Annotated in this window: 19 protein-coding genes; 6 read left to right on the top strand and 13 right to left on the bottom strand. The window is 59.3% G+C overall.

Annotation, left to right across the window (positions count from 1 at the left end; translation table 11 throughout):
- Positions 1 to 94 precede the first annotated feature (94 nt).
- Both P2T68_RS16475 and P2T68_RS16480 read right to left on the bottom strand, forming a co-directional pair.
- On the bottom strand, positions 95 to 1,261 hold the full coding sequence (locus P2T68_RS16475) for a cystathionine gamma-synthase (RefSeq protein WP_277379601.1): 1,167 nt from the start codon (positions 1,259 to 1,261) through the stop codon (positions 95 to 97).
- Positions 1,258 to 2,634, bottom strand: a complete 1,377-nt coding sequence (locus P2T68_RS16480; protein ID WP_024075783.1) for a cystathionine beta-synthase — start codon at positions 2,632 to 2,634, stop codon at positions 1,258 to 1,260. The genes P2T68_RS16475 and P2T68_RS16480 overlap by 4 nt, the downstream gene beginning before the upstream one ends.
- 266 nt (positions 2,635 to 2,900) lie before the next feature.
- Here P2T68_RS16480 and atzF point away from each other — a divergent pair, with 266 nt between their 5' ends.
- A complete protein-coding gene (gene atzF, locus P2T68_RS16485) occupies positions 2,901 to 4,697 on the top strand; it encodes an allophanate hydrolase (protein WP_277379602.1) in 1,797 nt (598 codons plus the stop codon).
- 2 nt (positions 4,698 to 4,699) lie between these two features.
- Positions 4,700 to 5,401 (top strand): GntR family transcriptional regulator, encoded by a 702-nt coding sequence (locus P2T68_RS16490; protein ID WP_024075781.1) that lies wholly within the window; start codon positions 4,700 to 4,702, stop codon positions 5,399 to 5,401.
- A gap of 41 nt (positions 5,402 to 5,442) precedes the next feature.
- On the opposite strand, the gene dapA is transcribed toward P2T68_RS16490, so the two are convergent.
- The 6 genes from dapA to P2T68_RS16520 form a co-directional block, all read right to left on the bottom strand.
- Positions 5,443 to 6,306 carry a 4-hydroxy-tetrahydrodipicolinate synthase gene (dapA, locus tag P2T68_RS16495; protein ID WP_024075780.1) on the bottom strand — a complete coding sequence of 288 codons (864 nt, stop codon included), beginning with the start codon at positions 6,304 to 6,306 and terminating at the stop codon, positions 5,443 to 5,445.
- Positions 6,307 to 6,626: 320 nt separating this feature from the next.
- Positions 6,627 to 8,015, bottom strand: coding sequence for a hypothetical protein (locus tag P2T68_RS16500; protein ID WP_277379603.1), 1,389 nt, complete (start codon positions 8,013 to 8,015; stop codon positions 6,627 to 6,629).
- Positions 8,016 to 8,185: 170 nt separating this feature from the next.
- On the bottom strand, positions 8,186 to 8,668 hold the full coding sequence (locus P2T68_RS16505; RefSeq protein ID WP_102623472.1) for a VOC family protein: 483 nt from the start codon (positions 8,666 to 8,668) through the stop codon (positions 8,186 to 8,188).
- Positions 8,669 to 8,753: 85 nt separating this feature from the next.
- Complete coding sequence (locus P2T68_RS16510) at positions 8,754 to 9,140, bottom strand: ester cyclase (protein WP_093235662.1); 387 nt, start codon at positions 9,138 to 9,140, stop codon at positions 8,754 to 8,756.
- Between the two features lie 22 nt (positions 9,141 to 9,162).
- Positions 9,163 to 9,783, bottom strand: a complete 621-nt coding sequence (locus P2T68_RS16515; RefSeq protein ID WP_024075776.1) for a LysE family translocator — start codon at positions 9,781 to 9,783, stop codon at positions 9,163 to 9,165.
- A gap of 500 nt (positions 9,784 to 10,283) precedes the next feature.
- Positions 10,284 to 11,939: a methyl-accepting chemotaxis protein gene (locus P2T68_RS16520; protein ID WP_277379605.1), complete on the bottom strand. Its 1,656-nt coding sequence runs from the start codon at positions 11,937 to 11,939 to the stop codon at positions 10,284 to 10,286.
- Positions 11,940 to 12,824: 885 nt separating this feature from the next.
- Here P2T68_RS16520 and P2T68_RS16525 point away from each other — a divergent pair.
- The 3 genes from P2T68_RS16525 to P2T68_RS16535 all read left to right on the top strand — a co-directional run bounded on the left by P2T68_RS16525 (position 12,825) and on the right by P2T68_RS16535 (position 15,011).
- A complete protein-coding gene (locus tag P2T68_RS16525) occupies positions 12,825 to 14,042 on the top strand; it encodes a DUF1444 family protein (RefSeq protein WP_069076260.1) in 1,218 nt (405 codons plus the stop codon).
- A gap of 39 nt (positions 14,043 to 14,081) precedes the next feature.
- Complete coding sequence (locus P2T68_RS16530; protein ID WP_155766407.1) at positions 14,082 to 14,444, top strand: hypothetical protein; 363 nt, start codon at positions 14,082 to 14,084, stop codon at positions 14,442 to 14,444.
- 153 nt (positions 14,445 to 14,597) lie between these two features.
- Positions 14,598 to 15,011, top strand: a complete 414-nt coding sequence (locus tag P2T68_RS16535) for a hypothetical protein (RefSeq protein ID WP_277379606.1) — start codon at positions 14,598 to 14,600, stop codon at positions 15,009 to 15,011.
- Positions 15,012 to 15,162: 151 nt separating this feature from the next.
- Here the strand turns inward: P2T68_RS16535 and P2T68_RS16540 are convergent, their stop codons facing one another.
- Positions 15,163 to 15,423 (bottom strand): DUF3630 family protein, encoded by a 261-nt coding sequence (locus P2T68_RS16540; protein WP_102623480.1) that lies wholly within the window; start codon positions 15,421 to 15,423, stop codon positions 15,163 to 15,165.
- A 222-nt stretch (positions 15,424 to 15,645) separates the two neighbouring features.
- Entirely contained in the window at positions 15,646 to 17,019 is a 1,374-nt protein-coding gene (locus tag P2T68_RS16545) for an IS1182 family transposase (RefSeq protein WP_042910153.1), read from the bottom strand.
- A gap of 175 nt (positions 17,020 to 17,194) precedes the next feature.
- Here P2T68_RS16545 and P2T68_RS16550 point away from each other — a divergent pair, with 175 nt between their 5' ends.
- Positions 17,195 to 17,971, top strand: coding sequence for a nucleotidyltransferase domain-containing protein (locus P2T68_RS16550; protein WP_277379607.1), 777 nt, complete (start codon positions 17,195 to 17,197; stop codon positions 17,969 to 17,971).
- Between the two features lie 12 nt (positions 17,972 to 17,983).
- On the opposite strand, the gene P2T68_RS16555 is transcribed toward P2T68_RS16550, so the two are convergent.
- From P2T68_RS16555 to P2T68_RS16565, 3 genes are all read right to left on the bottom strand, one after another.
- Positions 17,984 to 18,352 carry a hypothetical protein gene (locus P2T68_RS16555; protein WP_024075768.1) on the bottom strand — a complete coding sequence of 123 codons (369 nt, stop codon included), beginning with the start codon at positions 18,350 to 18,352 and terminating at the stop codon, positions 17,984 to 17,986.
- 1,063 nt (positions 18,353 to 19,415) lie between these two features.
- On the bottom strand, positions 19,416 to 21,053 hold the full coding sequence (locus tag P2T68_RS16560) for an AMP-binding protein (RefSeq protein ID WP_277379608.1): 1,638 nt from the start codon (positions 21,051 to 21,053) through the stop codon (positions 19,416 to 19,418).
- 112 nt (positions 21,054 to 21,165) lie between these two features.
- A complete protein-coding gene (locus P2T68_RS16565; protein WP_277379609.1) occupies positions 21,166 to 22,458 on the bottom strand; it encodes a PAS domain-containing protein in 1,293 nt (430 codons plus the stop codon).
- Position 22,459: the final 1 nt, after the last annotated feature.

Genomic DNA, 22,459 nt, shown 5'->3' on the forward strand with positions numbered 1-22,459 from the left:
TTTTCGCGAGCAAGCTCGCTCCTACAAAAAAAGCCTTAACTGAACGGCATTGGGGCTTGCCCCTCCCACCTGGGATTCATGGGGGCTGGAGGATTTATATCCGGGCCAAGGCTTGCGCCAGGTCCGCCCGCAGATCCTCGACATCCTCAACCCCCACCGACAACCGCACCAACCCATCGCCAATACCCAATTGCGCGCGCGTGGCGGCGGGGATGCTTGCGTGGGTCATGATTGCCGGGTGTTCGATCAGGCTTTCCACGCCCCCCAGGCTTTCGGCCAAAGCGAAGATTCTGACGTTTTCCAGGAAGCGCCGGGCGCCGGCCAGGTCGCTGTTCAAATCCAGCGAAATCATCCCGCCAAACCCGCGCATCTGTCGACGCGCCAGTGCATGCTGGGGATGGGACGCCAGGCCGGGATAGTGAACCCGCGACACTTGCGGTTGTTGTTCCAGCCAGGTCGCCAATTCCAGTGCATTGCTGCAATGGCGCTCCATGCGCAAGGCCAGGGTTTTCACGCCGCGCAGGGTCAGGAAGGCATCGAAGGGCCCGGCAATCGCGCCGACCGAGTTTTGCAGGAAGCCCAGGCGTTCGGCCAGTTCCGGGTTGTCGCCAACGATGGCGATGCCGCCGATCACGTCGGAGTGGCCATTGAGGTACTTGGTGGTGGAGTGCACCACGATGTCGAAACCCAGCTCCAGCGGGCGCTGGATCCACGGGCTGGCGAATGTGTTGTCGGCCACGCAGAGGATGCCGCGGTCACGGCAGATGTGCGCAATGGCGCTGAGGTCGGTCAGGCGCAGCAACGGGTTGCTCGGGGTTTCAACCCATACCATGCGCGTGTCGTCTTGCAACGACGCTTCAAACGCCGCGCCATCGCTCAGGTCGACAAAGCTGAAACGGTGCCCCGCACTGCGCTGGCGCACCTTGTCGAACAGACGAAATGTGCCGCCGTACAGGTCGTTGCCGGAGACGATATGGGCGCCTGCATCGAGTAATTCCAATACGGTGGAAATCGCCGCCAGCCCCGAGGCGAAGGCAAACGCCTGGCTGCCGCCTTCGAGGTCGGCCACGCAGCGTTCCAGGGCAAAGCGCGTGGGGTTATGGGAGCGGCCGTAGTCGAACCCCTTGTGTACGCCGGGGCTGTCTTGCAGGTAGGTGGAGTTGGCGTAGATCGGCGGCATCAGCGCGCCCGTGGTCGGGTCGGGTGATTGCCCGGCGTGGATCACACGGGTGGCAAACGCGCTTCTATCGGGCTGACTCATGCAAGGGACCTCCGTAGGTGATTGAGCAGGTCGACGCGGGTGATCAGGCCGTGGAAGCCCGAGGCGTCGGCGATGATGGCGACCAGGCCGCGATCCAGTTCCGCCTGCAATTCGGCCAGGCTGGCGCTGGGGGCCAGGGTTTGCACTTTATCGGTCATGGCGCTGGCGACGATCATCGAGAAATCCGCGGCGTCATGGTGCAGGCCCAGCAGGATGTCGGATTCGTCGATCACCCCCACCAATGTCTGTCCGTCCACCAGCACCGGCAGTTGCGAGACATCGGCCAGGCGCATGCGCTGGAAGGCGGTGAGCAAGGTGTCGTCGGGGCTCACGCTGATCACGCGGCCATCTTCGAAGCGGCGGGCGATCAGGTCGCGCAGGTCGCCGTAGTGCTTGTATTGCAGCAGGCCCGCATCCTTCATCCATTGGTCGTTGTAGACCTTTGACAGGTAGCGAGTGCCGGTGTCGCAGACGAACGTGACCACGCGCTTGGGTTCGGTCTGCGCACGGCAATAGCGCAGCGCGGCGGCGAACAGGGTACCGGTGGAGGAACCGCCGAGAATGCCCTCGGCCTTGAGCAGTTGGCGGGCGTGGTCGAAGCTTTCTTCATCGCTGATGGAATAGGCTTGGCGCACGCTGGAGAGGTCGGCGATCGACGGAATGAAATCCTCGCCAATGCCTTCCACCGCCCACGAGCCTGGCGTTTCCAGGCGGCCGCTGCGGCTGTATTCCGCCATTACCGAGCCCACCGGGTCGGCCAGCACCATGGCCAGGTCGGGTTGTACGCGCTTGAAAAAACGGGTCAGGCCGGTGAGGGTGCCGGCCGAGCCGACCCCCACCACAATCGCGTCCACGTCGTGCTGGGTTTGCGCCCAGATTTCCGGGGCAGTGCTGGTTTCGTGAGCCAGGGGGTTGGCCGGGTTGTTGAACTGGTCGGCGAAGAACGCGTCGGGAATGCCCTTGGCCAGGCGCGCGGCCACGTCCTGGTAATACTCGGGGTGGCCCTTGCCCACATCGGAGCGGGTGATATGCACTTCGGCGCCCATGGCCTTGAGGTGCAGCACTTTTTCCGTGGACATCTTGTCGGGCACCACCAGCACTACCCGGTAGCCCTTGGCCCGGCCCACCAGCGCCAGGCCCAGGCCGGTGTTGCCGGCGGTGGCTTCGATAATGGTGCCGCCAGGGCGCAGGCGGCCGTCGCGTTCGGCGGCGTCGATCATGGCCAGGCCGATGCGGTCCTTGATGGAACCACCGGGGTTTTGCGATTCGAGCTTGAGAAACAGGGTGCAGGGGCCGGTATCGAAACGGCTGACGCGTACCAACGGCGTGTTGCCGATCAGTTCGAGGACGGCGGGGCGGGAAGGCGTAGGCATGTCGTCACCTGGTTACGGGATGGGCGTAGGGTGGGGGACAGCAAAAGGCAAAGCATGGCTTGGAACATAGGCCGGTATCGGGCGGCTCGCAACCGAGCGGTCGGCTGAGTGTCTTTTTTTGGCGCATGGGCGACGCTCGGGTGCGCCATCAATGAGCAGGCCCGAGCACCTGGATGGGCAGGCAAGCCCGCTCATCAAGGCGTTTCGGCCTTTGGCCTGGGGTTTGCTTTAAGACAGGTCAACTTGGATACAAGATGGAAATCCCTATGCAGAGCGTTATCGGCTGGACCCTTGGCGAATGGCACGCGGCCTATTGCAGCGGGGCGATGACCCCCGACCGGTTGTTGAGCCTGGCGGCGCAATACAGCGCGGATGACAGCGCCTGGATTGCCCGCGCACAACCTGAGCAATTGGCCATGCAACTGGCGCAATTGAACGACAGGCTGGACGCGGTGGGCGGCGATATCGACAAGTTGCCGCTGTACGGCGTGCCATTCGCCATCAAGGACAACATTGACGCGGCGGGCTGGGACACCACGGCAGCCTGCCCGGAATTCGCCTACAGCCCAACGTCGGACGCGACCGTAGTCGCCAAACTGCGAGCGGCAGGTGCGATTCTGATGGGCAAGACCAACCTGGATCAATTCGCCACTGGCCTGGTGGGCACGCGCTCGCCGTATGGTGCGGTGGGTAACAGTTTCAATGCCGATTACGTCAGCGGCGGTTCCAGCTCCGGCTCGGCGTCGGTGGTTGCCCGCGGGCTGGTGGCGTTTGCGCTGGGCACCGACACCGCAGGCTCGGGCCGAGTACCGGCAGGGTTCAACAATATCGTCGGGTTGAAACCGACCAAGGGCCGGTTTTCGAATACCGGCCTGGTGTCGGCCTGTCGCACGTTGGATTGCATCTCGGTGTTTGCCCTGACCGTGGAGGATGCCGCCGCGGTGGCGCAGGTCGCACAGGGCTATGACGCCAGCGACGCATACTCGCGTAGCAACCCCAACACGGCGCCGGTGAGCGTGGGAGCCTCGATCAAGCTGGCGATACCGGCGAGCCTGGAGTTCTTCGGCGATACGCAGAACCAGGCGGTGTTCGAGCAGGCAGTCGAGCACTTCAAGGCGTTGGGCGCGGTGATCAGCGAGATGGATTTCAGTGCGTTCAAGGCCCTGGCCGACCAGTTGTATTCGGGGCCCTGGGTCGCAGAACGCACGGTGGCCCTGGAAGGCATGCTCGAACACCAGCCGCAGGCCATCAACCCGGTGGTGCGCGGCATTGTCGAAAATGGCCTCCAGTACAGCGCCTGCGATGCCTACAAGGCCGAATACCTGCGGGCCGAACTCAGTCGCCGCATCAACGACACCTTGGCGGGGTTCGACGCCTTGCTGGTGCCGACCTCGCCGACGATTCGCACGCGCGCCGACATGGTGCTGGAGCCGGTGCGCTACAACGCGCAATTCGGCTACTACACCAACTTCACCAACCTGGCGGACCTGTCGGCGCTGGCGCTGCCGGCGGGCCTGCGAGCGGACGGTCTACCGTGCGGCATTACCCTGCTCGCACCGGCCTGGCATGACAGCGCCCTGGCGCACCTGGGCCAGCGCTGGCAGGCCAGCCTTGAGTTGCCGCTCGGCGCAACCGAACGCCACCTGCCGGCACCCGCTGCTGCCCAACAGGCCCCCGGCACCGTGCGCGTGGCGGTGGTGGGCGCCCACCTGAGCGGCATGCCGTTGAACTTCCAACTGACCACACGCAACGCCGTGCTGGTGGAGCAAACCCTCACGGCCAGCACTTATCGTTTGTATGCGCTGCCCGGCACCGTGCCGCCCAAGCCGGGGCTGGCCAGGGCGGACGGTGGGCGATCGATCATCGTCGAGCTGTGGGACATGCCTATCGCCCGTTTTGGCGAGTTCGTCGCCGAAATTCCCGCACCGCTGGGGATCGGCACCCTGATGCTGGCGGATGGACGCAGCGTCAAAGGCTTTATCTGCGAACCCTGGGCCCTGGCGGATGCGCTGGATGTCACTGAGTTTGGCGGCTGGCGCGCCTATGTCACCAGCAAGGGGTAAGCATGCCGCTTTCAACGCTGAAAAAACCGCGCGAGCGCCCGGACAGCCTGGCCGAGCAGATCTATGCGCAACTCAAGGCGGATATCTTCGACTTTCGCCTGTTGCCTGGCGACCGTTTCAGCGAGGGCGAAGTGGCCGAGCGCATGAGTGTCAGCCGTACACCCGTGCGTCAGGCGCTGTACCGCCTGGAACGGGAAGGCTACCTGGCGGTGTACTTCCGCAGCGGCTGGCAGGTGAAGCCGTTCGACTTCACCTATTTCGAAGAGCTGTATGACGTGCGGATCGTGCTGGAACTGGCTGCTGTCAGCCGTTTATGCGCGATGGAGCAACCGAACCCGATCTTGCAAGGGCTGCAGGCGACCTGGCTGGTGGAGGAATGTGAGCGCCTGCAGGACAGTCAGGCGGTGTCGGCGCTGGATGAACACTTTCACTGCGCCCTGGTGCAAGCCACCGGCAACCGTGAGATGGCACACATGCACTACGCCCTTACGGAAAAGATCCGCATCATCCGGCGCCTCGACTTTACCCAGGCTTCACGCATTGCGGCGACGTACGAGGAGCATGGGCAAATACTCACCGCGATCCTGCAACGGCGTGTCGATCAGGCGCAGCACTTGCTCAAGCGGCATATCGAACTGAGCAAGCAGGCAGTGCGCGAGATCACCTTGCATCGGTTGCAGATGGCCAAGCCGCGCACGCCTTGAGCAAGCCCGTAGGCGCGAGCTTGCTCGCTCCTACACAGGCATCATTGTGCCAGGGCGGAGAGCGGCTGCACCCGTGCAATCAGCGCCGCGCTGGCCCGCTGCATGGGTGCGCGCAATTCGCTGCCGATCAAGCCCTGCAATGCCAACGCCGCTTTCACCGGGGCCGGGTTGGGCTCCATGAACAACGTCTGGATCAGCGGCAGCAGCTGGAAAAACGTCTGCCGCGCTTCGGCCAACTGGTTATCCCGCACCTGCTGCCACAGCGCCACAAACTGTTCGGTATGCACGTGGGCCGACGCCGCGATGGCACCGCTGGCACCCAGGCACAGCGCGTTGAAGAGCTGGATATCCTCGCCACACAGCACATCCACTTCGCCACTGGCCAGCAGTGCCAGGGTATTGCCGAGGTTGCCGCCACAGTCCTTGACCGCCTTGATGCGCTCATGGGCGACGATGTTCAGCAGGGTGGCCTGCTCGAAGGTCACGCCGGTGCGATAGGGGATGTCATAGAGAATGATCGGCACACTGGACGCATCAGCCACCGTACGAAAAAACGCTTCGAGGCCGGCCTGGGAAGGGCGGATATAGCTGGGCGCCGGCACCAGTAAACCGGCCACGGGGCGCTTGAGGACTTGGTCCTGGAACTGCAGCAATTCAATCTGGTTATTGCCCGCCAGGCCCATCACCACACGGTGCGCCGGCACCCACTGCAACACGGCATCGAGCACGGCCAGTTGTTCCTGGCGGCTCAGCGACGCGGCTTCACCGGTGGTGGTGCAGACCATGATCCCGGCCACGTGCTTTTCCAGCAAATGCTCAACCAAACGGCGCAGGCCGATAAAGTCGAGGGCGCCGTCGTGAAACGGCGTGACCACGGGAACCCAGATACCTTGAAACGCTGACATGCTCTTTCTCCTGATGGTTGACCGATTAAGTCACCGCCAGAAGGGCAGAGGGAATTGTGCAAGGGGAGGGTGTCCGTCGCGCTCAATGTCCTGTCAGCTCATCTGACGGGACAGCGCGCCCCGGTCACATGAGCGACTGTTTCTTCGATTTGAGGGCGTGTGCAGCGCAACCTTGCGCCTTGGCGATCAAGCCAATGACGGAAAAGTTAACCAGCAACGTTGCGCACATGAGCGGACACACCCTGAAGAAGGCCTCCATCTTCAGGGTGTGTGAGCAAATGTGTCAACCTGATTGAAGGTGTTTTTCACCTTGTGGACGGTTACTCGAATTTATCGATGCGTGTATCGGAGTAGAAAAACTCATTCTTGTCCGTGCTCGACTCCAGGAAGTACGCATAGTCCGTCAGGTAGAACAGGTGATTAACCCGGTTGTATTTGTCGTTGTCGTTGCGGCACGACAGGGCCTTGGCGCTGCCCAGCAGGTTGGGGTTGAGTTCACTGGCCGGCAATTGGCGCTCGACCACGCAGCGCGTGATGGTCTGTTTGTCGTAGTTGCCAATCACACTGTTGAGGGTCGAACGGGTGCTTTGGTAGACCAAGGTGTCGCCCACCGGCAGGGCTTTCCAGTTGCCGGTGAAACTCAGCTGGGTCGTCGTCGTGCTTTCGGCCATGCTGCCGCCGAAGGTGCTCTTGGACACCAGGTCGATCAGGTTTCGCCAGCTTACCGATTGGGACTCGTAGCCTTCGCCACGCAGGGCGATCGACAGCTGGCCGCTGGCGGCGTCGCGGCTGATGAACTGCTCACTGGTCGAGTTACTGGTCTTGCCTTTCATGGTCGACGTGCCCGTGAAGTGCACGTACTTCAGGCTGCGGGTCGGTTTGTCCTGGTCAAATTGCGCCAGTGCCGCCAGCACCGGTGGCTGTACCGAGCCCAAGGCGATGGTCGCCGGGGCCTTCAGGCGCGGCTTGAACAGTGGCAGCGCGGCGATCTTCTCGGGGGTGGCGCAGACGCTGTTGAACAGCAATTCATAGTCGGTATCGCTGCCGACAATGTTGCGTGGCGTCGGGAAACTGTCGACCCGGCCGTCACTGACTCGATTGCGTGCATCCAGGTCATAGCCGGCCAGTTCCTTGTAGGTGCCGTTAGCGCAGGACACGGCAAAGTGCTCGCGCTTTTGCGCGTAAGGCGCGTCGTAGGGCAGGTCGTTGAGCACCGTTGGGTTATCGAACGCCGCCCAGAAGCGGACTTCGCCCTCCACGGTCTTGATGCTCGCGGCGTCAATCAGTACCCAATTGCCACGTTCATCCGTCTTGACCAGGCGCCAGTCTGGCTTGGGGGTCTGGGCGCACGCGCGCACGAAGGTCGGGTTGGCGGCCAGCTTCGCGTGCAGGTCGGCTGACAATTTGCGGGCTTCGGTGTAGCGCCCGGCCTTGAGTGGGTAGACCCGCTGCGAACCGTCGAGGTACAGCAAGGACAGTTGCGGCGAAGAACACGCGGCCTCGAACTGCATGGTGCGGCGTGCACCCGGCGTCGACAGCGGCATCAGCAGCTCGAAACTGAGCAGATCGCCTTCGCGCACGATGCTGCTTTCCACCAGCGGCTGGGCGAGGGTGTCGGCGAGCATCTGGTCGACTTTGCTGGCCTGGGTGGCGCAGCCGGACAGGGTGGCAAGGCCGCCCACTAACAAAAGGGTAGAGAAAAAGCGCACAGGAGCCTCTTTGAGTCCATTCAGGGATGTAAGGATGACGGCAAGTGGCGCCGAATCTTTAGCGTGCAGGGTGTGGCGGGGGCAAAGTCTAGTCAGCGTGGCGCGCTCTGTACAACGCCTGTGCAGCGGCCTTTGGGCCGTAGAGTGCCCCAAGGCGCTGCCGGGTGTGTTCAGCGATTGGCGATCGCGGCCTCAATCGTGGCGATGTCGATCTTGGTCATGCTCATCATCGCCTCAAAGGCGCGCTTGGCCGTTGCCGGGTCCGAATGGGTCACGGCGGCCGACAGCACGCGCGGGGTGATCTGCCACGACAACCCCCACTTGTCCTTGCACCACCCGCAGGCACTCGGCTGGCCGCCGTTGTCGATAATGGCCTGCCACAGGCGATCGGTTTCGGCCTGGTCATCGGTGGCCACCTGAAACGAAAATGCCTCGGTGTGCGGGAACGCCGGGCCGCCGTTCAGGCCGATACACGGGATGCCCATGACGGTGAAATCGACGGTCAGGACGTCGCCCTGTTTACCCGCAGGGTAATCGCCAGGCGCGCGGTGGACGGCATTGACCCGGCTGTCCGGGAAGGTCTTGGCATAGAAATTCGCAGCCTCCTCGGCGGTGCCGTTGTACCAGAGGCAGAGGGTGTTTTTATGCGTCATCTCAGGGCTCCACGGTGGATGGGTGTGTGGAGTCTAGACAATGGGCTGAGGCGCGGCAGTCGCGCTTGTCGGCCCGGCACAGCCCTTACAGCTGGCGTTCGATCGCGGCCTTATCAATCACCGACCAGACGTGGGCGATCTTGCCGTCGACGTATTCATAAAAGACATTTTCGGAGAACGCGACCTTCCGACCGTTGATCGGCAAGCCGAAGAACTCACCCTTGGGCGTGACGTTGAAATTCAACCGGCTGGCGAGGGTGGGCGGGTCGGCGACCAGCAGCTGGATGTGGAAGACCAGGTCGGGAATTTCGCGAAAGTCCCGTTCGAGCATGGCGCGGTAACCGGCGACGCCCACGAGGCGGCCATTGTAGGTCACGTCCTGGTGCAGCAGATTGGGCAAGCGTTCCCAGTCCTGCTGGTTGAGGCAGTGGATGTATTCGCGATAAAGACTGGCCAGCGCATTTCTGTCCATCTCATTCATTTCGAACCCTCCGTCAAGCCCGTCGCGCCATCAACAACACCGTTGCCGCTGCCGACAACAACCCCGCACAGCAGCGATTGAAGACACGCTTGCCCCGCGGCTCGGCAAACCAGCGGCGCATATGCAGGCCCATATAGGCATAGACGCTGATCGCGATCCATTCCAGCGCCAGGAACAGCGCGCCCAGTACAGCGAACTGCGGCGTGATCGGCTGGCCCGGTACCACGAACTGGGGGAGGAAGGCGGTGAAGATCAGGATGGCTTTGGGGTTGCCTGCCGCCACCAGGAATTCCTGACGCGCCAGTGCCCACAGGCTGACCTTGGGAGTTGCTGACTCCGCGTGCGCCTGTGGATTCGCACCCCACAGTTGAAACGCCAGATAAAACAGATACGCCGCGCCCAGAATCTTGATCCCGTAGAACAACAACTCAGAAGTTTGCAACACTACCGCGAGGCCGGCTGAGGCAAGGGCGATCATACCGGCGAAGGCGAGCAAGCGGCCAATGCCTGCCAGGCAGGATGTGCGGTAGCCGTAGCGCGTGGAGTTGCTTACGGACAACAGGTTATTCGGGCCAGGCGCCATGTTCAGGGCGAAGCAGGCGGGGAGGAAGAGGGCGAGGGTGGCGAGGTCCATGGCGGCTCCGGGTTTGAGCGGACGGGGAGGGGCGAGGATAAGGGGATTGGGGGCGGTTGGACAATGTGTGTACGGCCAGCACGCCTGGCTTTTTTGCGGGATGGATCATCGGTCAGCCCCCCCTTCAAGCTCTGTAAAAAGCTTGGGCAATATTGGGGGGGGAAGACTTCAACAACATTTGACGTTAGCAAACACCTCGAGAAGAAAGCATGTTTGGAACGGAGCGGCCGGCTTTTCTTCAAGTCGTCTTGAATCCCGTCCGAGAGCATCGTGCCCTTTTTGAAGCATTGTCTGATGCCCAGGTAGAACAAAGTCCGCTATCGGTCTGCGGTGAATGGTTCGACGCAGCAGCCATCTGATCAGCTCGCACTGCGCTGATACGCAACTGTGGATGGGAAGACCGGTTCGCCTGGTCGATGGCACGACGATACCTGTGTACTGCGACTAACCAGGGGCCATTTCTCGCAGCAACGCGGCTCGCGATGAAATGGCAACAGACCCTAGAGCTGAAAGCGCGAGATGTTCTCTCGCAATGTCACGCTGGTGCGTGCTAGTCCTTCGCTTTCCTGCTGAGCGCTGCGGAAGGCGGCAGCGGATTGCTCGGCGCTTTCGCTGACGGTCACGATGCCCCGGCTGATCTGCTCGGCAACGGTACTCTGCTGCTCGGCGGCCGCGGCGATTTGGTGGTTCATGCCGTTGATCCGCTCGATCATGGTTACGATCGTGCTTACCGCGTCACCGGCCTCGGAAACGCCGGACACCGACTGCGCACTGGAGCGCTTGCAGCGTTGCATATGCTGCGAGGTCTCGTCGGCAATTTTCTGCAGACTGGCGATCAGCCCCTCAATCTCTGAGGTGGCCTTCTGGGTACGCTGTGCCAGGCTGCGGACCTCGTCGGCTACCACCGCGAAGCCGCGTCCAGCCTCGCCAGCACGTGCAGCTTCGATGGCTGCGTTGAGGGCCAGCAGGTTGGTCTGGTCGGCTACCGACTTGATCACCTCAAGCACGCCGCCGATATTGCCGGTTTCATTCTTCAGCCGGCCCATGGCAATGTTGGACTGTTCGATTGTCTCGGCCAGCTCGCCGATCATGTTGACGGCATCTTTGGCCTTCTGCTGGCTGTACAGGGCCGCGCTATCGGCATCGCTGGCGGCACTGGCGGCGGATTCGGCATTGCGCGCGACATCCTGCACGGTGGCGGCCATTTGGTGAACGGCGGTGACGATCTGCTCGACCTCGCACTGTGCCATGGCCACGCTTTCGGCGTTTCTCAGGCTCGATTGGCTAAGTTCCTGGCTGGATTCGGCCACGCTCTGTGAGGACAGGTTTATGCCCTTGGTCATGTCCCGCAGGTTCTCCTGCATGCTCAGCAGGGCGGCCATGATGCTGGCTTGTGGTGGCTCAATCGTGCGCTCGCTAGCGCGCAAATCGCCCTGGGCAACTCGTTGGGCGAGCTGGTTGAGTTCACTCGGTTCGGCACCCAGCGCGCGTAGCAGGTTGCGGCTGATGACGTAGCCCAGTACCGCTGCTAGTAAGACGGCCAGCGCAGTAATGGCGAGCAGCAGGTTGCGTTGTGACAGATAGTCTGCGTCATTTTCGCTGACCTGCAGGTCTGCCTTCTGGTTGGTGTAGCGCAGGAATTCGCCAATTGCCTGGGTCAGCTCGGCCAGTAAGGGTGTGCACTGCTCGCTGACCATGCGCAGGGCCTCGTCGTTTTCACCCTTGAACAGGTGTTCGGCAATGGTGTGTGCTACCGGTTTGTAGCGGCTCTCGACCTTCTCGATGGTTGAGAACAGTTCACGTGCCTTGGGCGACACATCATCATGGCTATCAATTGCCTGGCGTAGCGCGGCGAGGCTGCCGGCCACCATTTGTTCGTTGATGGCAATTGCGCCTCGCTGCTGTCCTCTCGCGGTGACATTGCTGTTCAAGGCGATGTTACGCAGGGCAATCGCGCGCTGGGCGGCGGCGTCGTTCAGTGTGTTGGCGAGGCGGGCGCGCGCATCAATGCCATTAACGTAGAGAAAAAAGTCCTTATTGCTGTTAGCCAGGGCGTACAGCGAGATAGCGGCGATCAGCAGCATAAACGCGAGCAGGCTGGCATAGCCGGCATAGAGACTGGTCCGTGTAGAGAGCCGGGGAGTGTGCGATGGCATGATGTACCTGCGTAGTGGGAGGAGCGGTTTAGGGACACCTGCAAGCGTATGTATTCGCCCTTGGTCCGCATCCTGCGCAGGTATTCTTTTGTCCGACGGCAACCAGTAGCGGTGTTATTTTCTGGCTAGTCGAAACTTGTACAGATTTTAGTGTTTGTACAAGTCTTGTACAACTATATTGGTGTGATGTCGTCATGGCATCACTCAATCCCGATGAACGGTCAGTAACCTCCGATTTCTGGCAGGCGCGGGAAGTAGAGGCCTGGCTATCGGGCTGATGACTGTTTGGCGGCGATACAGCCCAAGGCCATCTTTGGGTCGATAGAATCCTGCGAGCGCTGTAAAAATGCGTGGCGTAATTTCTGTACAGGTATTTTGTATGGGGATGAGCTAGGGCGCGCTAATTGTGAGCATGCGCTGCGCTAGGGGCTGTTGCTGTTTCATCGCGAGCCGCGTTGCTACGAGAAAGGGTTCCCGGTTATGGGGGCGAGTTCATTCTCGGATCTCCATGCGAGATGGCGGGGGAGGTTTGCCCAACGTGCGGCGAGGAGGTTATGCAAATGGCGAGCAATGGCGTTGACTGCCCCACTTGCGGGATATCCATGCCGGCTGGCCGAGCATGAGAGGGGCTGGCGGATTCATCGACATGAACGTCTGATTGGTCGATTTTGCCAGCGGGGTTTGAGCAGCGCCACAGCCGGCCATTTACAACAAAATAACGCCCGTCCGGGGTTGTAGGGTTCATGAGCCTAGCTCCAGGTGTGCGACCCTATTTTTCATCTTATACCTGTCGATATAGAGAGCAGCCGTTCAAGCTGTGGACACGTTTAGCCGCGTCCAACCCACCCTGTTTACAAATACCTGCTGACACGAAGGATCCTGTGCATGCTCCAATCCCTGCTCGACAAAATCTTCAGTCGTCCTCTGACTCAGGAAGGATTTGCCAAAAAATTTATCGAGTCAGCCCGCAAGGCTGGCTACAGCGAGGCCATGGACTTTCAGGCTAGCGAGTTTCGCATCCGTCATAACAATGGCTCGTACTTCAATCTTCATAACGCCTTTCGCGACTATCAAAATGGAGACAAGACCCAGAAGGCCGCAATTCTGAATGGGTACGTATCGACTCTGTTGGAGTCTGGCCAGAGAACCGGGACGGTCTTTGAAAACGTGAAAGCACAATTACGTCCGGTGATTCGAAATCTTGCCATGCTTGAGGAAGTTCGACTGGAGCACGCCAGAAATGGTGGCGACAAGCCGCACGATGTCGTTTATCAGTCCTTGGGCCGCGACTGTGTGATTATGCTTGCCGTCGACTCTCCCGAGTCCACCGCCACCCTTACGAGAGGCCCTGAAGCGCAGTGGGGTGTCACAATGGATGAGGCAGTGGCGATCTCCATTGAGAACTTGCGCGATGCTACGCACGAGGCCTTCGGTGAGATCATCCCTGGGCTCTACGCCGCGCAGTGGGCGGACGGATACGACAGCAGCAGAGTCTTGTTGCCAGATGTTCTACAGCGCGCACCCGTTAAAGGTCGACCGGTGTTCATGATCCCCAGCCGTGACGTCTTGATGGTCACGGGCGACAAGGACGAGCAAGGCATCCGTCAGATGGTCGAGCTTAGCTTCAAAGCGCTTGAGAGGGGCAGGGCAGTCTCCACCGACATTTATACCTATGACGGGCGCGATATCGTCCCATTTCACCCTGATGATGAAGGGGTCAATAACCGTCTGGCCACGCTGGAACATTTGCTGCTCCAGGGTAGCTACAGTAATCAGAAAGAGTTGCTCGATAAGGTCAATCTGGAAACGAGCGTCGATGTGTTTGTTGCCTCGTACCTTCTCTACGAGCTGTCTGACCAGAACGGCAAAACCGTATCGATGAGCGCTTGGACAAAAGGTGTGCCGACCCTATTGCCCAAGAGTGATCGCATCGTGTTGGTTGAACCCGTTGAGGGTGGGGAACCTACAGTCAAAACCGTTCTATGGAGCGAGTTTGAATCCGAGCTTGGCGATCTGCTGACTACAGAAGCTGGCTATCCACCTCGCTATCGGACACTAGGATTTCCTTCGGCAGAGCAGCTGAATCGCCTGACTGCCTTGTGATCGCGGCTCAACTAATCTGGCGCTGCGATGGAGGTATGAATGCCCGACACTTACAGCACGCATGATCATGCGAACCGCAATCAGACAGAAATCCTCGCCAGCAACCATTGCGCTTGCTTTGGTTGCTATGCGGTATTTCCTGCTTCTGATGTGACACGGTTTACTGAGACCACGGCATGGTGTCCAAAATGCGAGGCTTTCAGTACGGTCGTTGGCGATGCCTCCGAGCTGCCTTTGGATCGAGAGTTTCTGGAGGTAGTTCACGATCACTGGATCGGGCCTCAAGATTGGTTGGATGAGATAGCGGCGCAGACTCATGCGATCGCAACTGCTGTTTACAGGCAGACAAGCACAACGATGGATGAGGAACGAGTTCGTCCTTGGTGGAAGTTTTGGCGATGACACTCCCAATTATCCAGCGATTGCATGTGATCAGTAGGAGTGACCGCTTTTGGCCGATTTTTGCCTATGTCTAAGGGCAGCGGTCGGCCAGAAGCGGCCATTGCGACCATGCAGTACGATGCACTCCTACCGTTAGATCATTAGGGCTAATCCATGCAATTCCATGGTTTCGTGTTTGGGCATATCGAGGTCGAGATTCACGACCGTGCATACGATCTGCATAACTTCTATCAAGCCGGCGCCATCATTTACGAGATCGTGGATCGGTCGATTGTACTTAGCTTCACTCGACGGAGTGACTCATGGGTGCCGACTGAAGAAGCACGCAAGATTACTATCAGCTTCCATGAGGTTGACTACTTTTCAGCGAGTGGGCGGGATGAAAACCTGGCTGACAGTGACGGTAATGTTCTTCATTCGATTGGAGTGGTGGAGTCCGGTGCGGAGACACAAACCTTTTACCTCACAGATAACATCCAACCAGATCATCACCTTGTAATACGCTTCGAGTCTGGCCTGACATTACGAGTACAGGCCGCTAAAGCGCGGTGCGAAATCGTTTTCTGAGCGGCACATAACTATGGCCCTCGACGTCTGCTATGGGTCGAGCGGAGCCTGCTTGTCGATATCTGGTGCGAGGAAATGGGCAGGGCTTGATAAGCCCGCTATCGACCCACAGCTGCCGTCTAGATCAGTTGTGATCTTTGTTGGAGCGGGCTTACCCGCAAGGAGGCTGCTTGAGCAACGCACATACTCTTTGAGCGATGTCATCTGCGCCATCGGGAATGACCACTGAAATGCCTAAATAGTGTTCAAGGTGCAGGGTAAGCGTGTGTTCATCCACTAACAGATCCCAGTAGCGCTGGTCCGAGCCATCGAGCCTCTCTTTCCAGCAACCGCCCAGCCCTTGCTCAAGAACCCGGGCCACATACTCGAAAAGTTTCCAGTCAGCTTCTTCTGATACTTCAATTCTCACCATGCGTCACCTCACGACCAGCAGTCCCTCGATTCTGGTGGCTCCTGCGAATGGCCGCAATGGGTCGATTCTGTTGAAAAAGTCGGATTTTCAGTTCGCCTGAACTCAGGCACGGCTCCCCCCGGAGAACCTACTCACCACATTGAGTGGTTTCTCGGCCCTTCGTTGACCTTTGCTGCTCTGTTATTGGGTTAATTTGAGGTTTTTTGCTTCGTGCAGGCGCACCTATCCCGTGGCAGGTGGCCCTTGAGATGTGAGTTTGGCCAGTCGACGCAGGTTCTGTACCGCAGCCGCCAGCGTGAACTCATCGGTCGCGCCACTCATGCCACGTAGCCGCAAGCGATCCAATTTCAGGATGCGCTTGAGGTGGGCAAACAACATTTCGACCTTTTTACGTTCGTGGCGAGAGCGCTGATACGCCGGCGTTGCTGCAATGCGCCGAGCCACATCACGAGCGGCTTCATGGACGCTGCGAGCGATCTTGCGGAACGCCGTGTTCGGGCAGCACTTGGCTTTCATCGGACAGGAAACGCAGTCGGTCTGCCGGGATCGGAAGATGATGGTGTTGGCTTTGGTGACGTGCGAACGCTCATTCTTGAAGGCACGCCATTCGCTGCGCAAGGCATTGCCGGCTGGGCAGCGGTATTCCTCAGTCTCCTCATTCCAGTGGAAATCGTTGCTCGATAAACTGTCGTTCTTGCGCTCGGTTTTGTCCCATACCGGCACATGCGGCTCTATGTCTTTTTCCTCCACCATCCAGGCCAGCATCGGCGCGGTTCCGTAAGCGGTGTCGCCAATAAGGCGTTCCGGCTTGATGTCGAACTGCGCCTCGACCCGGTCGATCATGATCTTGGTGCTCTCGACCTCGGCCGTGCGATGAGCCGGTGTGGGTTCCACATCCACGATGACACCGTGCTCGGTATCGATCAGATAATTCGTGGAGTAAGCGTAGAACGCTGGGCCACCTGGAGCTGCGGTCCAGCGGGCTTGAGGATCAGTCAGCGATAGGCGCTTCGGTAGCGTTTCGGCCAGAGCCTCTTCATCGAGTGCCTCAAGATACTCACGCACGGCGCGGGTGCTCAGGGCCGGATCGCTCCAGTTGACCTGTTCATCGCCCGGTACACCGCGCTGCCGGCTGGCATCCGCTTTGATAATGCTGGCGTCCACGGCAAAGCCTTCGCCTTTGACCAACCCTGCATCCATGCAGCGACGCAGTACTTCATTGAACAACCAGCGGAACAGATCACTGTCCCGAAAACGGCCGTGTCGATTTTTGGAAAACGTCGAGTGATTGGGTACTTCATCTTCAAGGCTCAACCGGCAGAACCAGCGATACGCCAGGTTCAAATGGGCCTCTTCGCACAACCGCCGCTCGGAGCGGATGCCATAGCAGTAGCCCACGACCAGCATGCGGATCATCAGTTCAGGATCAATTGAAGGGCGCCCAATCGGGCTATAGAAATCAGCGAGGTAATGGCGCAGGTCGCTCAGATCGAGACACCGATCAATGCTGCGCAGAAGGTGATTGGCTGGGATGTGATCTTCAAGGTTGAAGGAGTAAAACAGTCGCTCCTGCCCACTCGATAACTGTCCCATCATGCTGTGTGATCCCCCTCCGGCCAATGAAGAGATTTTGCCGGAGGTCGGCCAGGGGAGCTACTTTTTCAACAGAATCGGTCGTTTTCTGCCTGTTGCGACCGACTCAAAACGGCCAGAAGCAGTCACTATTGGCCCTGTTAAAGTACCTCTCTGAACACAACTCACGGACGGCTTCATGGAACGACTCCATCCTCGTGGCATCGATGCAGACGGTTATATCCTCACCGTGCCCAACGTCGAGATACAGCCACAGTTTCAAGATTTACTGGTGGACGTTTGCATGACGCTCACTCGCTCGGAACCTCTGCTGGACGGGATTTATATTTATGGCAGCGTCGCTAGAGGCGACGCCGTGCTGGGGGTTTCTGACCTTGACCTAACCCTTGTTCTGCAGAGCACTCCCACGTCGCAGGATCTCGAAATGTTCGAGTCGAAAAGGCGCACGCTGGAAAATCGGCATACCGAAGTCATCAAGATCGATTTCGACATCGGTAGTCGTTCTGAAGTATTGGCGGCAGGCAACCGATTGAGCTGGGGGTATTGGCTCAAGCATCACTGCCGTTGCTTATGGGGGAATGATCTGAGCAAGCGCTTCGACCGGCTCAAGCCGTCGCGTGATATCGCCATTGCCGTGAATGGTGACTTTGAATCCGAATTGACCCGGTATGCCGATCTTATCGATCAGGCGACCACACCGACGCAATCGCTACGCTTGCAACGGGAAGCCTCGCGCAAACTCATCCGGTCAACTCAAGTACTTCGCTCTGAAAAGGACCTGATGTGGCCGCAAACACTCGAAGAACATGTCGAGCTGTTTGTTCAGCATTACCCGTGTATGAGCATGCAGATCTCTTTTTTCTTGTCCCAGGCAAGGAGCCCGTATGCTAAGCCAAAGGAGTTTACGGCTCAGCTCCATTTTTTTTTGACCTGGATGGCTACAGAAACCGGTTAGGTCCATTTTTACCTACAAAAAATCAGCAATTACAAGTGGTTTCTCTGTGGCAAATATTGACTCGTAAATTGCTTCGTAGGGTGCCTCACGAGCCAACCAAGCGCCGGCGCTGTAGGCTCGAGCCTTACAGAAAAACGATAGGTGCCTCTCATCTCCGCGCTCGAAAAGTCTGAAATACTGCACCTCCATTTCAGAACAAAGGTTGTCGAAAAGCACTGGATCTAGCTTTGACAGCGTGACCATAATTTCGGCTGGATCTAGCCCGGCGTCACTCGCCGCCCATAGGACAATACGAGTAGCCACGTCCAATTTTTTGCTTGGAATGATCGCGTCCAATGCATGTTGAATATTTGGGTAGCTGGATGCCAAACGTGAAGGCATGTCTTTTTCCTGACCCGCTTTAGAGGGAATGTGAAAGACCTGAGGTTGTTTGTCTAATGCTCTTTAGATTCATCGGCACTGTTCACACAACCTGGACCCCATAGCTGCCGGTGACAGCCGCCAGAAAACGGTCAGAGGAAGTGGCCGATAGATGCCACGAACCTTCTAGCCTGTGTCCTCGCAGGAGTGTGAGCTTGCCTTCGTCCATAAGTATGTCAGTAGTTTGGTACAGTCACCATGCATCATATAATCGGCTTATATGCATCGAAAAAAACAGAGCATTTGGGTCCGCTAGACCCAGAAGACCGAATTACTTTCAGGTCTGACTGCTTTCATACGTTTGGATATTTTTCCCTTATAGCACCTGCTTTTGAACGATATGCACAAAGAGATGCAGGGATAGGCATTGAATCAATGAATGTAACGTTCCGCTTGAGAAATGACGATCTAGCTGACGTACTGGCAATTTTGAACGATCTCGAAACACAGCTCTGTCAGCAACCAAAGAGTTGGCAGGAGTATCTCGGTGAAATCCAACATCCAGGGCAAGAAAAGCGGCCAATCAAACCGCTGTTATTCAGACGTCGAGCCGTTCGGATTGTCGAAAGATTGCGAGCGTTAATGCTTAAAGCCCAAGCCCACGATAAATGCTTGGTATATGGAAATGGTATTTTCTACCGAACACTGTGCGGTATAAAAATGCCACCCGGTACCGTGTACTCCTAGAGCCGAGCCTACGGTTCAAGCGTTCTCTTCACTTGTCGAGGACGGGATAAACCCTATCCGTTAATCAAACGAAAGGGTCCAGCCAAGTGGCAACCGCTGGCCGGTTTTCGACCGTACGAAAGCCTGAAAACAGCCAGGAGCAACCGTCTAGGATATTTCATATAGCCCACCACCAGGCTTGCCTGTCACCACCAGAAAGTCCTGACGCGCCAGTGCCCATAACCCCACAGGGCGAAGCCGGCGGGGAGGAGGGCGACGGTGGCGAGGTCCATGGCGGCTCCGGGGCGGGGTGTCGATCATGCAAGGACGCGGCGCTGAGCTTGACCGATCAGGGGGCTTAACCAAGCGCCTGTTGCTTGGCAATCTCTTGGTTGCGCAGAATGAACCGTTGCAACTTGCCACTTGGGGTCTTGGGCAGATGGTCGACAAACTCCATTTCCCGCGGATAAGCATGTGCGGCTAGACGCTGGCGTACATGCAGGCGCAGCTCCTCCGCCAACTCAGGGCTTGGCAGGTAGGGTGTGTTCAGCACGACAAACGCCTTTATCAACTCGGTGCGTTGCGGATCGGGTTTGCCGATCACGGCCGCCTCGACCACCGCTGGGTGTTCGATCAGCGCGCTTTCCACATCGAACGGTCCGACGCGGTAGCCGGACGTGGTAATCAGGTCATCATTGCGGCCGACGAAGCTGATACTGCCGTCGTCATTGAGCTCCACAATATCGCCGCTCAGGTAATAGCGCCCTGCAAAGGCCTGGGTGGGCATGCCGAGGTAGCCGTCGAACCAGCACAACGGCGAGCGCTCGCGATCAACGGCCAGTACGCCCGGCTGGCCGGCTGGCAATTCCCGGTGTGCCTTATCCAACACGACGATGCGGTATCCGGGCACCGCATAACCCGCTGAGCCTTCGCGGACCGGGTGACGCAAGCCGTGGTGATTGCACAGCACCATGCCGATTTCCGTTTGCCCGTAGTGGTCGTGAATCACCACGCCAAGCTGTTCGGCAAACCACCGCACGACTTGCGGGTTGAGCGGTTCTCCGGCGCTGCTGACGGCCCGCAGGCGCCCACGAACGGCGTCGGCGAACTCGGCCCCCGCGGCGATCAGGAAGCGGTAGGCGGTGGGCGAACCGGCCAGGTTGTTGATTGCGTACTTGGCAATGATGTGACGGGTACTTTCCACCGTGAAGGGGCCGTCGTAGAACAGCGTTGCGTACCCACAAGCCAGCGGGCCGGTCACCGCGTAATACAAACCATAGGCCCAACCCGGGTCAGCCAGGTTCCAGAAGTGGTCGTCCGCACGCAAGTCAATCGCATCACGCATATAGCCCTTGAAGGCCAGAATCGCGCTTAACGGCACCTCCAGCGGTTTGGCCGGCCCCGTGGTGCCAGAGGTACACATCAACAGGAACGGCGCACTGGCATCCAGCAGCACCGGCGCGCAATCGTCAGCCTGGCGGTTCAGTGCGCTCCAGAAGTGGTGATCAGCGGGGTTCTGTGGGGCGCCACCGGTCACAACGATGCTGGGGCAGTCAGTGACGTCGTCCAGCTTCGGACGGTTGTGCGGGTCGGTCACGATCCAGCGGGCGTTCGAGCAGTTCAAGCGTTGTTCGATGGCCTTGGGGCCGAAGGCCGTAAACAGCGGTTGGTAGACCGCGCCGATGCGCCAGGTGCCCAAAATGGCAATCAACAGTTCAACCGTGCGTGGCATCAGGCCGGCGACGCGATCGCCCGGCTTGACGCCTTGTTCACGCAAGAAATTGCCGAAGCGCGCCGCCTGGCGTTGCAGGTCGCGAAACCCGTAGCGCTCGGCATGGCCATCCTGCGCTTCGCAATACAACGCCACGGCCTCGCCGTGGGCATGCCGGTCGCAGCATTCGACGCAGGCGTTCAAAGCAGTAAGTTCGCCATGCAAATCCTGGGTGGCGCTCTGCAGATAATCGAAGGATTCAACAACGTGTTCATAATCGCGCATATCGACACCTGATTATTATTGTGGGGATCGGTCTTGCGAAAACCCCAGCAGCCTCTACATGCAGGCATGGCAACGGCTGGCTGTCGCCACCGGCTGGGGTGTGTTCATGGGGCTAGCCGTCCATCATGTCGGCTGCTTGCTGGGTGGCCTGGCTGGTTCGCGTGGCCAACTTGCGGACTTCATCGGCGACCACTGCGAAGCCGCGTCCGGCTTCGCCTGCGCGCGCCGCCTCAATGGCTGCGTTCAGCGCCAGGAGGTTGGTCTGGCTGGCGATGCCCTGGATGGTGGCGACAATCTGCGTCAGCTTGCTCAAGGTTTCCTGCATCATGCGGTGTTGCTGTTCCTGAGCCTCGCGCAGCGCACGCTCTTCATGGCTGGCATGGATATCCGTAATGGCGCCCACGACTCTTTGCGGGGAGCCATCGTCCGCGCGCCGGGTTTGGCCGCGGCCGCGAAACCAGCGGTAAGTGCCGTTGTTGTGCTTGAGTCGATAATCCACGTCAAACGGTGTTTTGCCGCTGCGGTCGTCGACATGGGCGACGAACGCAGCGATAGCCCGTTCGCTGTCGTCGGGGTGCAGGCGCGAGGTCCAGCTTTCCAATGTATTGGGAAACTCCTCGACCGTGGTGTACCCCAGCAGCCGACGCATTTGCGATGACCACCAGATGGTATTTTTCGGGTTCGCCGGGTCGCCGGCCACGACCTCGATATCCCAGAGCCCGTCATGCAGCATTTCCCGGGAGATGTCGAAGCGTGTCGCCGCCAGTTCCAGCACCTCGTCTTGCAGGTGTTGTTGGTGAATGTCCCGCAGGCTGCCACCCATCGCCACAGGCAGGCCTTGCGCATCGCGGCGTGAATCACCGCTGATCCTGCACCAGCGATAGTCGTCGCCCGCTGCGGGCTGTATTCGCACGTCCAACACAAACGGCGTACGCCCGCTGCGATCGGCCAGGTGCCTGGCAAGGGTATCCAAATGGCGTTGACGGTCGGCCGGATGGAGCTGTTCGTTCCAATGGCCAAGCTGATCAATGCCCGGAGCCAGGATCGACGCAGACCCCGTCCACCTCATTGCGCATGCCAGTGACGGTGCAGCGGTTCCATTCACCTCCAGTTCCCAGAACAGTTCACCTGCGCCGTGGCTGACCAGGGCCCAGCGAGCCTCCCATTGCCGCAAAAGCGCGTCACGGCAGGCCACGCGCTCGTCCAGTTGGGTGACTTCCTGTGTCAGCGCGCGTGCCTGTTCTTTCAGGGCGCTGCGCTCTTGCAGCAATTGCTCGACGCCGGTCAGGATGCGTCGCAGCAAAGGGTTGTTCGACGACAACGGCGTGCATGCCTGGTCAGGCTGGTCCAGTCTGTCGGCAAGCGGCGCCAAGACCCAGCGGGTGGTACGGCTAAAAAAGAGCATG

Source organism: Pseudomonas sp. G11 (genome assembly GCF_029457515.1).
In the GTDB taxonomy this organism is placed as follows: Bacteria; Pseudomonadota; Gammaproteobacteria; order Pseudomonadales; family Pseudomonadaceae; genus Aquipseudomonas; species Aquipseudomonas gorinensis.